Annotated in this window: 14 protein-coding genes; 4 read left to right on the forward strand and 10 right to left on the reverse strand. The window is 69.6% G+C overall.

The window, feature by feature from the left end:
- Positions 1 to 48: 48 nt before the first annotated feature.
- On the forward strand, positions 49 to 1,029 hold the full coding sequence (locus tag AB0I59_RS41300; protein WP_358142367.1) for a LacI family DNA-binding transcriptional regulator: 981 nt from the start codon (positions 49 to 51) through the stop codon (positions 1,027 to 1,029).
- Here AB0I59_RS41300 and AB0I59_RS41305 read toward each other — a convergent pair whose 3' ends face one another.
- Genes AB0I59_RS41305 through AB0I59_RS41315 form a run of 3 tightly spaced genes read right to left on the reverse strand, consistent with a single transcriptional unit; the run spans position 1,030 to position 3,691 of the window.
- On the reverse strand, positions 1,030 to 1,644 hold the full coding sequence (locus tag AB0I59_RS41305; RefSeq protein ID WP_358142370.1) for a TetR/AcrR family transcriptional regulator: 615 nt from the start codon (positions 1,642 to 1,644) through the stop codon (positions 1,030 to 1,032).
- Between the two features lie 9 nt (positions 1,645 to 1,653).
- Positions 1,654 to 2,886 (reverse strand): MFS transporter, encoded by a 1,233-nt coding sequence (locus AB0I59_RS41310; protein WP_358142373.1) that lies wholly within the window; start codon positions 2,884 to 2,886, stop codon positions 1,654 to 1,656.
- Positions 2,873 to 3,691, reverse strand: coding sequence for an SDR family oxidoreductase (locus AB0I59_RS41315; RefSeq protein ID WP_061260990.1), 819 nt, complete (start codon positions 3,689 to 3,691; stop codon positions 2,873 to 2,875). The genes AB0I59_RS41310 and AB0I59_RS41315 overlap by 14 nt, the downstream gene beginning before the upstream one ends.
- A 92-nt stretch (positions 3,692 to 3,783) precedes the next feature.
- Between AB0I59_RS41315 and AB0I59_RS41320 the strand changes: the two genes are divergently transcribed.
- A complete protein-coding gene (locus AB0I59_RS41320; RefSeq protein WP_061260992.1) occupies positions 3,784 to 4,797 on the forward strand; it encodes an alpha/beta hydrolase fold domain-containing protein in 1,014 nt (337 codons plus the stop codon).
- Positions 4,798 to 4,809: 12 nt separating this feature from the next.
- Here the strand turns inward: AB0I59_RS41320 and AB0I59_RS41325 are convergent, their stop codons facing one another.
- The 3 genes from AB0I59_RS41325 to AB0I59_RS41335 all read right to left on the reverse strand — a co-directional run bounded on the left by AB0I59_RS41325 (position 4,810) and on the right by AB0I59_RS41335 (position 6,155).
- The gene (locus AB0I59_RS41325) at positions 4,810 to 5,163 is read right to left on the reverse strand and encodes a hypothetical protein (protein ID WP_061260994.1); all 354 of its coding nucleotides are present in this window, start codon (positions 5,161 to 5,163) and stop codon (positions 4,810 to 4,812) included.
- Positions 5,160 to 5,609, reverse strand: coding sequence for a wax ester/triacylglycerol synthase domain-containing protein (locus AB0I59_RS41330; protein ID WP_358142378.1), 450 nt, complete (start codon positions 5,607 to 5,609; stop codon positions 5,160 to 5,162). The genes AB0I59_RS41325 and AB0I59_RS41330 overlap by 4 nt, the downstream gene beginning before the upstream one ends.
- A gap of 111 nt (positions 5,610 to 5,720) precedes the next feature.
- Positions 5,721 to 6,155 carry a DUF3592 domain-containing protein gene (locus AB0I59_RS41335; protein ID WP_061260996.1) on the reverse strand — a complete coding sequence of 145 codons (435 nt, stop codon included), beginning with the start codon at positions 6,153 to 6,155 and terminating at the stop codon, positions 5,721 to 5,723.
- Positions 6,156 to 7,145: 990 nt separating this feature from the next.
- On the opposite strand from AB0I59_RS41335, the gene AB0I59_RS41340 reads away from it, so the two are divergent.
- On the forward strand, positions 7,146 to 7,655 hold the full coding sequence (locus tag AB0I59_RS41340) for a hypothetical protein (protein ID WP_061260998.1): 510 nt from the start codon (positions 7,146 to 7,148) through the stop codon (positions 7,653 to 7,655).
- A 27-nt stretch (positions 7,656 to 7,682) separates the two neighbouring features.
- On the opposite strand, the gene AB0I59_RS41345 is transcribed toward AB0I59_RS41340, so the two are convergent.
- Positions 7,683 to 9,647, reverse strand: coding sequence for an ATP-binding protein (locus tag AB0I59_RS41345; RefSeq protein ID WP_358142382.1), 1,965 nt, complete (start codon positions 9,645 to 9,647; stop codon positions 7,683 to 7,685).
- Positions 9,648 to 9,854: 207 nt separating this feature from the next.
- Here AB0I59_RS41345 and AB0I59_RS41350 point away from each other — a divergent pair, with 207 nt between their 5' ends.
- A complete protein-coding gene (locus AB0I59_RS41350) occupies positions 9,855 to 10,220 on the forward strand; it encodes a hypothetical protein (protein ID WP_358142385.1) in 366 nt (121 codons plus the stop codon).
- 838 nt (positions 10,221 to 11,058) lie between these two features.
- Here AB0I59_RS41350 and AB0I59_RS41355 read toward each other — a convergent pair.
- The 3 genes from AB0I59_RS41355 to AB0I59_RS41365 form a co-directional block, all read right to left on the reverse strand.
- Positions 11,059 to 11,856 carry a class I SAM-dependent methyltransferase gene (locus tag AB0I59_RS41355; protein ID WP_358142388.1) on the reverse strand — a complete coding sequence of 266 codons (798 nt, stop codon included), beginning with the start codon at positions 11,854 to 11,856 and terminating at the stop codon, positions 11,059 to 11,061.
- A 79-nt stretch (positions 11,857 to 11,935) separates the two neighbouring features.
- Positions 11,936 to 12,241, reverse strand: a complete 306-nt coding sequence (locus AB0I59_RS41360) for a hypothetical protein (RefSeq protein WP_358142391.1) — start codon at positions 12,239 to 12,241, stop codon at positions 11,936 to 11,938.
- A 2-nt stretch (positions 12,242 to 12,243) separates the two neighbouring features.
- A complete protein-coding gene (locus AB0I59_RS41365; protein WP_358142394.1) occupies positions 12,244 to 12,429 on the reverse strand; it encodes a hypothetical protein in 186 nt (61 codons plus the stop codon).
- Positions 12,430 to 12,551 lie beyond the last annotated feature (122 nt).

Here is a 12,551-nt window from a genome sequence, read left to right on the forward strand (position 1 = left end):
GGGCTTTGCCGTACGGGCAAGCCAAGGTTTGATAACGGGGAGGGGCGCATGGCCAAAGCCGCGAGGCGGGTCACCAGTGCCGACGTGGCTCGAGCCGTCGGCGTCTCCCGCACCACGGTGAGCTTCGTGCTCAACGACCGGCCGGGCCAGTCCATCCCCGAGGAGACCAGGCGCCGCGTGCTGGAGGCCGCCCAGCGCCTGGGCTACCGGCCGCACGCCCCGGCTCGCGCCCTGGCGGTAGGGCGCAGCGACATCGTGCTGCTGTCCCTGCGCGCGATGACGCAGGGGCCGACCGTCACCAGCGTCGTCGAGGGCCTGGCCGCCGCGCTGGCGGCCAGGCGGCTCACGCTCGTCCTGCACCTGGGCGGCGAGGGCACGCGCCCGCTGCCCGATGTCTGCGCCGCCGTCGCGGCCTCGGCGGTCCTGGGCCTGGAGCCCTTCGACGCCGCGACCTCCGCCGCGCTGTACGAGGCCGGCGCCGACGTGGTGTTACCGACCGAGACCGACAGCCTCGCCGACTACCAGCGCGAGGTCGGCCGCCTCCAGGCCGAGCACCTGATCGCCGGGGGCCACCGGCGCATCGGCTACGCCACCCCTGGCCTCGCGCTCGCCGAGCCGATCGCGAACGAGCGCCTGCGCGGCGTGCGGCAGGCCTGCGCGGCCGCCGGTCTGGTGCCGCCGGTAGTGCTGACCGTGGACCTGGAGGCCGACAGCGCGGAGCGGGCCGTGGCCGGCTGGCGGCAGGAGGGCGTGAGCGCGGTGTGCGCCTACAGCGACGAGGTCGCCGTCGCCGTCCTGGCGGGTCTGCGCGAGCAGGGCCTTGCCGCTCCGGGCGACCTGGCGGTCGTGGGGGTGGAGGACATGCCGACCGCACGGCTGGCCGGGCCGCCGCTGACCACCGTCGCCTTCGACAGCCACGCGCTGGGCCGGGAACTGGCCGATGCGGTGCTGGCGGCCCTGGAAGGCAGGGGGTACGGCTTGGCCGCCGACACCCGGCACTTCCGACTGATCCCGCGCTCGTCCACCTGATCAGCCCTCGATCAGCAGATCGCGGCAGAGCATCCGGGTGAAGGCGTCCATCGCGGCCGGCATGTCGAAGGACTCATCCAGCAGCCACTGCTCCTCCAGCCCGGTGATCGCGGCGATGATGAGCGACGCCGTCGCGACGGGGTCGGCGTCGGCGCGGACGCGACCGGCGGCGATGTCCTGCGCGATCACCGTGGCCAGGTCCGTGCGGTAGGTGCGGACGCGCCGCCTGGCCCACTCCCGCGCCAGCTCGGGAACCTCGTCGGAGCCGGACGTGCCGAGGTGCCCCAGTCGGGTGAGCCCGCGGTTGCCGCGGGCCTGGGCGAGCATGTCGTGCACGATCTCCAGGGCGCACACCAGGTTGGACCCCTCGGCCGCGCGGTCGCTGCCGGCGGCCAGCAGGACCTGCCGGTCGCGCTCGGCCAGCACCTCGGCCAGCAGCGCCTCCTTGCTGGGGAAGTGGTGCAGCAGGCCCGGTTGGGTGATCCCGGCCGCCTCGGCGACGGCCGCGATCGAGGTGCCCCGGTAGCCGCGGGCCGCGAAGAGGTCGAGAGCGACGTTCAGGATCTTGGCGCGCCGGGCCGCCCCGGCGCGCTCGGCGCCACGTGTCCTGGCCATCCGCCGACCCTAACGCACCCCCTTGATCGGCAGGACCGCCAGCGCCCCCAGGACCGTGATGATCGCCACCGCGCCGTACAGCGGGCCGTACCCACCGAACGCCGATACGACGGCCCCGGCGGCGGCGGGTGCCACCGTGTTGGGCAGGGTCGCGGCCAGGTTGAGCACACCCAGGTCCTTGGCGAAGTCGTCGCGGCTGGGCAGCACCTCCGAGACCAGGGCCTGGTCGACGGAGATGAAGACGCCGAAGCCGATGGTCGCGACGATCGCCGAGAGGAACATGCCGGCCGCGGTCGGCGTCAGCAGCGGGACGAGCGCCGACAGGGAGATGACCAGCCCGCCGGTCAGGGTGAGCGGCTTGCGCCTGCCCATCCGGTCCGACAGCGGTCCGGACACGGCGATCGCGACCAGAAAGCCGGGCACGCCCGCCAGCCCGAGCAGGGGCGTCAGCCTGGCGGCCTCCTCGGCATCGAGGCCGAGGTAGTCCTGGGCGATGTAGAAGCTGTAGGTGAGGGCCATGTAGTAGCCGCCGAAGATGAGGATGCGGCCCAGGAACGCCCAGAAGAAGTCGGGGTGGCGCACGGGGTTGACCCAGAACGCCTTGAGGAAGGCCGCCGCGGAGAAGGGCGGCCGGGCCAGGTCCCGGTTGCCGGGATCGCGGTTCAGCACGATGAACAGCAGGATGACCGCCAGGACGACGACCGAGAAGGTGGCGTAGCCGGTGGGGATACGGCTGAGGAACAGGGAGGCCAGGACCGGTCCGAGAATCGCCCCGAGGACCTGGCCCAGCCCGATCAGCGTCGAGTAGCGGCCGCGCAGCCGGGTGGGCACCCGATCCGGCATGATCGCCCCCAGCGGACCCTGGAAGGCGTTGAAGCCGAACTGGACCAGCATCATCGCCACGATCAGCAGGGCCACGGTGCTCGCCTGGCCCGCCAGCAGCAGCGCGGCGAAGCCGATGGCCGCGCCGGCGACCATCCACGGCGCCCGGGCGCCGAAGCGGGTGCGGGTCCGGTCGGACAGCAGGCCGATGACGGGCTGGGCGACCATCGCCGCGCAGGCGCTCAGGGTGTTGATGAGCGCCAGGTTCCCGACCTTGGCCCCGTCGTCGATGGCCTGGACCTGGATCGGCAGGAAGTATCCGGAGGTGGCGTAGGCCAGGGGCGCGGCGGCGCCGACGAAGGGGACGGTGAGGAAGAGCCGCCGCAGCGAGACGGGCACGGCTTCCTTAGCGCGGGACATCGAGATCCAGGGCGTCGCCCGCGAGCTGCCACAGCTCCCGCACCTGGGAGTGGAAGATGTCGCGGCCGTGCGAGGGGAGGGAGAAGACCAGCGGGGCGCCGCGCAGGACGCCCTCGACGGCGTCGCGGGCGACCTGCGCCGGTTCGATGGCCATCGGGATGGGGCCGGTGCCGAACGGCTCGGCCGCCCGTCGGCCGAAGGTGCCCGGGCGGTTGCGCTGGGAGTCGAGGATGCGAGTGTCGACCTGGCCGGGGCACAGGACGGTGACGCCGATGCCGTCGGGCTCCAACTCGGCCCGCAGGCCGTGGGAGAGGCCGACGATGGCGTTCTTGGTGGCGCTGTAGAGGGCGGTGAAGCCCGGGTCGGGCAGGAAGGCGTGGGTGGAGGCGGTGTTCATCACGTGCCGCCACCCGCCCTGCCCGCGCATCCTCGGCAGGAAGGCGTGCAGGCAGTTGAGCAGGCCCTCGATGTTGACCGAGGACAGCCACCGCCAGTCGCCGACCGAGGAGTCGGCGATCGTGCCGAACAGCAGCACACCCGCGTTGTTGCACAGCAGCTCGACCGAGCCGAACTCGGCGTAGGCGGCCCGCGCGAGAGCCTTGGCCGACTCGGGGTCGGTGACGTCGGTGGGCACGCCGAGCGCGGGCCCGTCCAGCTCGGCGGCGACGCGCCGCGCGCTCTCGCCGTCGATGTCGGCCACGACGACCGCCATCCCGCGCGAGGCGAGTTCGGCGCAGAGAGCGGCCCCGATGCCGCTGGCCCCGCCGGTGACGACCGCCGTGCGGCCCTGGAGTTGATCAGACATCGGCATCCCTTCGGAAAGATGCGGCGAGCATACTTACCAAGCACTCGGTAGGCTAGAGGTGATCGCATCCAGGCCGAGCGGAAGAGGTAGTGATGTCCATCCGAGCAGGCGAGGTCGAGGGCCCTCTGGGCGAGGTGCTCCGCGTCATGATGGCGTCGGAACCGGTCGACCAGGAGCGGAGCGCCGCCGAACAGCGCGAGGAGAACGCCCAGCTGTGGCGAGCCTCGCTCGAGTTCGTGGTCAGGCCCGCCCCCGAGGGCGTCACAACCGAGGACCTGGAGATCCCGGTCAAGGGCGGCACGATCGGCGCGCGCATCTACCGCTGCGAAGGCGCGGTGGGAACCCACGTGTTCTTCCACGGAGGCGCCTACTGGCTGGGCAGCGTGGAGCTGTCCGACATCCACAGCCGCTGGCTGGCCAAGCTGTCCGGGGTCGCGATCGTCTCGGTCGACTACCGGCTGGCGCCCGAGCATCCCTACCCGATTCCGATCGACGACTGCGCGGAGGCGACGGCCTGGCTCGCCGCCAACGGCGCGGAGCTGGGCCTCGACCCCTCGTCGCTGTCGGTGGGTGGGGAGAGCGCGGGTGCGAACGCGGCGGCGGTCGTCGCCCTGCGGTGCGCGTCCGGTGACGGGCCCAGACTGGTCGCCCAGGTGCTCAGCGTGCCATTGACCGACTGGCTCGACGCCGCGATCTACGAGGCGGAGATGGACCCGCGCTGCACCCCCACCGCCGCCGACATCACGCTGGCTCGTCGCCACCTGTTCGGCGAGGCTCCCCGGCCCGAGCAGATGCTCGCGGCCTCACCGCTGCGCGCGGTGATTCCGGACGGCATGCGCGGCATCAAAACCATGATCATGACCAATCAGTTCGACCGGCTGCGCGACTCAGGTCAGGCTTACGCCCAACTGCTCCTGCGGGAGGGCGTGGAGGTGACGACCTATCACGCCCCGGACATCTTCCACGGCGGGACCGGCATGACCGCCCTGTCGGCCTCCGCCTGCCGTTACGAAGCCGTCTACGCGGCCTACGTACGTGAAACGCACCGGGATCCGCACTGTTACGGCAGCTGTAGATCGTTAGGCGCTGCAATATGGGTCAAGTGACAGAGGCAGCTGTTACCTTGTTCCACCGCCGATGGCAGGCGGCTGCCCGAGCTTGATGGCGCCGCCGCCACAGCGACCAGCGCAGGGCATGTTCGGAGTCGACGTCTTGCCGAGGCGTGGAATCACGAACCGGCGGAGAAGTTTCACCAGCTCACGGCAGCTTGCGAGAACGAACTCACCGGCTTGGGTGCCCATGCTGCCACCGCGTTCCAGGCTGATCGTCACAGCCGGCAGCGCGTCGGCGATCATGCTCCACCGGTGCCAGGACGTGGTGACCTGTCCCCGGTCCAACCCGGTCAGGCCCTTGGCGGCTTGGAACTCTTCTTCGATCCTGCGGCTGCCGAAAACTCCATCCGCGCAGCTCAAGCTATGAGTACTCGTGGAGGACGCCGCCGAGCCGGTCTCGTCGGCGTATGTTCAGGTTGATGATTCGCTCTGGATCGATGATCGGATCCGGGGCGGTACGCAGCGGGGCCGCTTGGGCCAGGGCTTGATGGGCTCGGTGCTGGTTGTAGAACCGTTCGTACTCGCGCAAGGCGTACCGTAGGTGGCGTTCGTTCCACAGGAAGTCGATCTCCCGGTCCTCCCCAGTACGGATGGTCGAGCCGGAACGGCACCTGGACCAGGCGACGGCGCAGCGGCGGGGCGGGGTGCACCCGCTTCCTGATCAGGACGATCATGGCTTCCCTGGTGATCGCGCCGTCCGGTGCCGTGGACGGATCGAGAACGGCGAGCCCCGCGATGTGCGTGTGGTTGGTGGTCGTCTCGAAGTTGAGGAACTGCGCGTCGAGCGCGCTCAGTTGCCGCGCCATGCCTGGTCACTGCCCTCGTCGTCCAGTCTCCGATCAGCTTCCCACCAGTGATGGTGCACCTCGTACGGCATGCCCAAGACAGCGGGGTGCGCTCTGACCGGTGGGGCGCCTTCAGAGGATGGTGACGACGCCGACCGCGATGCCGCTGAACAGGAGCAGCAGGCCGACGCCGAGGAAGATGCCGGCGAGCAGCGTCCCGCTGTCGGTCAGGTTGTCGATCCGTAGGCGGGCCGGATCGGCCGGGTCATACATGATCGCGACGTGCTGTCCTTGACGTGCTGACGGGGGGTCGCTGCCGACATCGCTCTCGGCTTGCACCACCTGGCCGTACACCGTCGTGAAACGCAGGATCGGATAGTAGACGTAGCCTTCGCTGGATTCGCTGCGACGCAACCCGACGACTTGGCCCTGGGCACGCAGGGCGCGCTTGCGGAAGTTGCGGGCGTTGATGAGCAGTCCGGCCCCTAACAACGTGAAGATCACGCCGTGAAGGCCGAGGACGAGCAGGGCGATACTGGTATCCGACACGCGGGGAACGTACAACATCGCGATTGATGCCAGCTTGATCCCTGCTCGACATGAATCGAGATCCTCTGGCGGGCGTGTACCGCCGTGGGAGTACGCCTCAGCCGGCGGGCTTCTCATCCGGGGTCTTTCGCCCAGGGCCGGGGCCTTCCTCAGTGGCGCAACCGCATCACGATCTCGGCGACTGGCCTTCCCCGCCGAAGCGGGGCGAAACGTCAGCGCCTGGCCGTACCCGTGCCCGGTCGACGCGCCGCAATGGAGACCTCCGTCGAAACCGGGGGTGAGACTCACCACCGAAGGCCCGACCCGACGTCTACTGCCTGCCACGATGGAGGCCCTCGCTGGGGCGAGGGTGACCTGCCGCCGCTGCCGCCCGCCCTGCTCCACCTCGATCACCGGCCAAGTCCAGCCCGGAGCTCACCCGCCGGTGGCGGGCCAGTAGTCCTCCTTCATCGGCGCGACCCCGCCGGAGGAGGGAGAGAAGTTCTCGCCCATCGGGGCGACCCCGGTGCCCCTGGGCCAATATCTTCGCCGACGGCTGCCGGGTCGGTGGCCAGGGCGAATCCGGCTGCGGTCAGTAGCCCGATCGCGACCAGTCTGAGCGTCGTCCTGGTCATGCCGTCACCTCTCATCGCTCCGATAACGCGATCTCCCGCCGCGGCCGGGGATGGCCGCATGTGGCCACCCTGCCTAGTTGGCCTATCGATTGGTTCAAACAGAACCGCGATGCCGTCCGCGCGGCCGTCACCTTGCCGTTCCACAACGGCGGCACACGGACACCGAGCGGGGCGGGTAGTCAGGACATCCGGCGAGCGCGGCATGGACAGCGTCGATAACCCGGATGCGGTGAGCTGCGGTGGTGCTCAGTCGGGAGGAGAGGCGGCGATAAAGGGACGCTGGAACGCGGTGGAACGGGTTGGAACGCCTTCCAGGTGAGTGCCGCCGTCCGTCCGGACGGCATCCGGCCATTCACAAAGGGACGCCGGGCACTCGAAACGGAAGGTGAATCAGATGAACAGACGCGTTCTGGCCACCGCGCTCCTGGCGGCCACGATGATGGCCTTCGGCGGTGCCGCACAGGCCGCCACCACAGCCAAGGCCACCGGCAAGCTGGGCAAGGACCCCGGGCCGTTGACCCAGTCCCGGTGCGACGCCATGGCGTACTCGATCGACCTGCTCAACCAGTGGGCGCAGGGCACCAAGGATCCCGCCGCGGCCAAGCGCTTCCTGACCTCGGCGGACACCGTTCGCACTGTGGGCGAGTGGCGGGGGTGCAAGATCACCACGACCGGCAGCGGGGCCAGCGCGCGTACTGTCGCCACCGCCACGGGCAGGTCGAACTTCCCAGGCATGAAACCGGCCACTCAGGCTGAGTGCAATGGCTTCGCCGCCGTGCTCGACTCGATGGAGGAAGGGGCGAACGCGGTCAAGGAAGACTTCGGAAAGAAGGCGATCTCGTCCGCGCAGTTCGTCGTCGCATCCACCGGCGAAGCCAAGGGGTGCACGTTCCAGTCCGCTTGACGGGTGACGGCGGCCGACCGGCCGCCGTCAGGGACAGTAACAGCAGCGGGCGCCGGTCCGTACGGTGGCACGAAGCTCGTCGCCGATGACTGGGTCCGCCTCGCTGATCCGGTCGAGGGCTCGCCGGATCGCCTTTCCGACGGAGACCCGAGCCCGCTCATGGTCGCTGCTGAAGCCGCGCGCCCGGCCCCCCAGTCCGGTCGCCCGGCCCAGTTCGGTGATCAGCCAATCCTGCTCGGCGCGTAACGCGGAGGCGCGTTCGCTCCCGCCGATCCGGCCGAGCTCGTCGAGTTCATCGAGTTCGGCTGCCAGCCGTACCAACCGCTCCCGGTACGCCTGCCTGGCCGTGCTGTCCAGCAGCGGGTGGGCCGGGGTGACATCCCCGGCGGTCGGCACCTTCATGCCCGCGGCCAGGTCGATGGCGGGGACCTCGTGTCCGGGGTTGGCGAGCAGCACCGCCAGGTGCCGCATGCCGACACAGTGGCCGACCAGCACGGCCCGCGTGCCCATCTCGACCCGCCATCGCCCGCCCCGGCGCTGGATCACCACCTGGGCCGCCTCGCCGGAAACGCCGGAACCGGCGGAACCGCCCGCGTGGATCACCGAACGCCGCCCCGCCTCGGAAGGCAGCGCCACGCCGAGCTCCGCCGCATCACGCACGGCGATGGCGTGTTCCTCCCGGGCCGCCTCGTCCCGAGGCCCGTCACGCAGCCGCAGTGCCTGGCCCAGACGCCATCGGGACAGGGTCACCGCCGGCCAGTGCCCCAGCGCCGTGTTGTCGCGGATGGCCGCGCCCAGATGCGCCACCGCGTTCCCGACATCGCCGCAGGTCAGAGAGGCCACCCCGAGCGTATGGTGTACCGAACCGAAGCAGGCGGCCCCGAGGCTGACCATGACCGGTAGGCGTGCGAAGGGGCGGAGCAGCGCGTACGCCTGTGCCGAGATCTCCGCGTCGCCGACCAGGTGGGCGGCCTCCACGGCCCCGTACATCGCCACCAGCCAGCTACTCGACCTGGACAGGCCCGCCAGGCCGGGGCCGCGCAATCTGGCCAGCGCGCCCTCCGCCTGACGGCGATCTCCCGCCGAGGCCGCGGCCACCGCCAGCGCGGCGAAGCCGGAGTTGTCCACGGCGCTGAGCTTGGGTGAGTTCACCAGCTCAGACAGCATCGGAAGCAGTTCGGCGACACGGCCCTGGTACCAGCGGATCGCGACCAACTGCCCGGCGTGCCACACCGCCCCGTCGACGTCGCCGGCCGTCGTGCCTCGCTCGGCACAGGCGGCCGCCCGGGCCTCGGCCTGCGCGAACCCGCCGCCCCGGATGGCGAGCATCACTTCGATCGCGTCGGCCACGAACCCGGCGGCCAGATGGTCTCGATCTGCCAGCAGGCCGCGAAGTTCCGCCAGGCCGCGACCGGCGTGCGGATCCGCGTCCAGGAACAGATCGACGGTCCGCCACAGCAACCCCATCAGCAGATCGCCGCGGCGAGCCGTCCTGGACGCGGTGGCGATCAGCTCCTGGGCGAGTTCGAGCCGCAGCGCTCCGTCTCCGGGGCCGAGCACACAGTGATGAGCCAAGCTCAGGGCCTCCGCCAGGGCGACGGCGTCACCCCGGCTCCTCGCCTCCTCGACCACGGCGAGGACCGCGGCATGCCCGCCGGTACGGTAGTCCTCCTCAGCGGCCAGTCGTGCCCGCAACCGGAGCGCGAGCACCGAACGCGGATCGATGCTCGACAGAGCGTGGCGCTGCCGTACCCGGACCGCCGCCGTGTCGGCGGCCGTCCGATGCTCGTGCACCCACAGCCCGCCGAGCCCGAGCGCGGCACGCGCCATCGCGGGTCCGTCATCGCACCGCTCGGCTTCCCGGTAGGCCGAGTCGAAGCAGCGCCGGGCGGTGCGCAGGTCGCCCTCGCCGTACAGTGCGCGTTCCCCCGCCAGGAGCGACGATCCGATGCCGTGCTCCGATGGGATCGGGCTCCCCGTCAGACTCCGCACCCTGTTCCGGGCTCCTTTCATGATCGGGCCCCGTGTCCGCCGTCGCGACCGTAGGCAGCGTTGCTTGCAGGACCCTTGACTACGGCTTACGTCGCCGCTGGACAGCGTGAAGCCGTCCCTACCAGCCGACGCGTCCCGATCAGGCGTTTGAGCTGACCCCACAGGCACACGTCGAGGTCGCTTCCAGGTCCTCAGCCAGAAGAAGGTGTGGCGGGCCCCGACCGTGTAGCGGTGCAGCCGCGCCCGTACCGGGCCTTCAGTGTTCGGGGCGATCGTCAGCCCGGCCGAGCGGGCGATGTGTTCGGCGACCTGGGGAACGGTCAGAAGATCATTGCGGATGTGCTCGGCGACTACCTCAACAGCTTCGTCGTGGGGCTCCACTGTGGGCGACCTTTTCTGCAGCGCGCTGACCGGTTGCGCCTTCGCCAAGGGCCGTTTCTCCGGCAAGTCGGAATCCACACCGGGATCGCTCTCGCGACGGCGACGCCGGCCGTTCTTCCCGTCGTGATCATCTACCTGGTAGTGCAACGGCAGATCATCCGGGGAATCGCCATGTCCGGCATGAGGAGATAGCCGACAGGCCGGGCCTGTTCGCGTCGCTGAGGACGGTGTCCTGCGGATGGGCTGCGCAAAGCGATTGCGGGCCGGTCGGGGAAACGTGGACAGATCGACATGCAGCCCCTAAAGTCATATGACATCTTACGATATTGTAAGACGTCATATGCTGCCGTGATCCGAGCGGATCGACGATGTTCCAGGGCCTCTGCCGTCGGCGATTGAAACGCGTCCTGGCTGTCGGCGGTGCCGCGGTCGGCCTCCCGGCCACCGCCGCGGTCACCTCCCCCGCCAACGCCACAGGTGACATCGCCAGCACCTCCGCGCCAGCACCCCCCTCGCCGACACCAACATGGCCGCCCGCCAGGTAGCCGCCTTCTGGTACGGCGAGAACAAGTTCTCTGTCAAGTCCTGCACGTTGACGATGGAGATGGTCTTGTCGGGTCTGCAGCTTGGAAGGGAGAAGGTTCGATGGCGCGTCGTGCGCCCTCAACTCAAGAGGCTGTTGTTTGTGATCAGGCCTTTGAAGCGCTCCGGCTTCGATGGAGCACAGCATCCTCGCGTTCTCCGACGCCGGAACACGCGGGTAACGAGCGCGGGACCGCTACACGGTTCGTGGAAGACCACGACGCGGTCACCCGGACTCACCTTGGCGTTGCGATGCCACATCCTCTGCGAGAGGGCCGCGGTCACCGCCGTCGCGTCGAGCACCCTGACCTGGTGACGCCTGCTGCTCGCATGGGACGGGGCTGGCCCTGCAGTAGGCATAACGGACGTGCGCCGGGCGCATGAGGCGCAGCAGGCGTTCATCCAGATGGATCACCAGTTCGGCGCGGATCTTCTCCTCCCTGACGGATCAACCCGGCGGGCGGCGGGCGAGGAGCATTCGGAACTCGGCGTCATCCACCAGCGGACCGCTGCGGGCGAACTCCTCCAGCAGGCTCGTGGCAGCGGCCTCGAACTCCTCCAGGCGCTCTCCGAACAGGTGCTGAGCGGCGAACGACGTCGAATACAGGTAGCCGATCACCTGTTCGGGCGTCCAGACGCGCTGCACCGGGATATGGACGTCCTGGATCTGGGAGAAGGACGAGTCGGCCAGTACCTCGCTGTACGGGCGGTCGTGATGGGCGAAGGTCTGGTTGCCGGCACGGCGCTGCGGGCCGAGGAAGCGCTGGATGAGTTCGGAAAGTGTGTCGGTCCAGGTCGTGTGTGCGGTCAACAGGCTGCCGTCGCCCATGATGGCGACCACCCCGCTCGGCGCTACGCAGCTGTCGAGGGATTTCAGCAGCGCGGGCTGGTTCATCCAGTGGAAGGCTCGGCAGATGGTCACCAGGTCGGCGCGCCAGGTGGGGTAGGGCGGGGTGAAGTTTTCGGCTCGCTGATGGTGCAGGCGTAGCGTGGTGGCCTCTCCCAGCAGGGGCCTGAGGACCATGTCGGCCTGAGTGACCATGTCTGGGTCCGGTTCGACGGCGTCGATCTCGGTGAAGAAGCTGTGCAGGGCGGCGGGGACCTGACCAGTTCCAGTGCCGAGATCCAGCAGGGTCCGCGCTGGGCCCTGGCGGCTTGCCTCGGCGATCACAAGTGAGACGGCGGCGTCCGGGATTCCGGGCCGGTAATTGCGATAATAGCGGGCAGCGCCGGTGAACTTACTCATGCAGGGCTCCTGATCTCATATGGTGGCGACGATTCGCCGGCGGGTTTCAGCAGGTCACGCACGCAGGCGACTGTGGCCCTCACGTCGGCGGTGCCCAGATCGGCGTGGGCCGCGCGCAGTGGTTGTTGGGTGGTTGGTGATCGCGAGGGAAGGAGTCTGCGGGGATCTGCGGCTCCCGGCGTACCCGGGTAATGGCGTCCTCGTCCAGCAGCACCGCCAACGTGTGCAGGCGACGCTGGATCACCCGCCGGGCCTGTTCCGCAGGCAGCGGAGAAAGCCCGGCCGGCCCGGCGGTGAGCGACGCACCGCTTGGGGCGCCGAGCGCGTGGCCGATGTCCATGGTGATGAGCAGCACCGTGACGTCGTCGAAGGTGAGGATGCACACCCTCACTTTTGCCCGTCTGGTCCGCTGTGCAGAGCCACGGCACCGGAAAGGAAGGTGTCATGGCCGACCAGCCGCGCCGAGCACACCAGGTGCAGACACTGGGGTAACAGTCGCTGAGCTGCCGCCTCTTCGGTCTGCCGGGCCTGCTCTTCGGCTGGCTTGTTGATCCATGCGATGGTCGGAAGCACACGGACTCACTCGCATGACCAGCTCACACTAGTGCCGTGTCAGGCCACGTTTGCCCTCTTCACGATCCGGCGTAGGCGGGGGTTATCGACGTTGCGGTTACGCCAGGCGATGTAGCGGCGGA

The organism is Microtetraspora glauca, assembly GCF_040656155.1.
GTDB lineage: Bacteria > Actinomycetota > Actinomycetes > Streptosporangiales > Streptosporangiaceae > Microtetraspora > Microtetraspora glauca.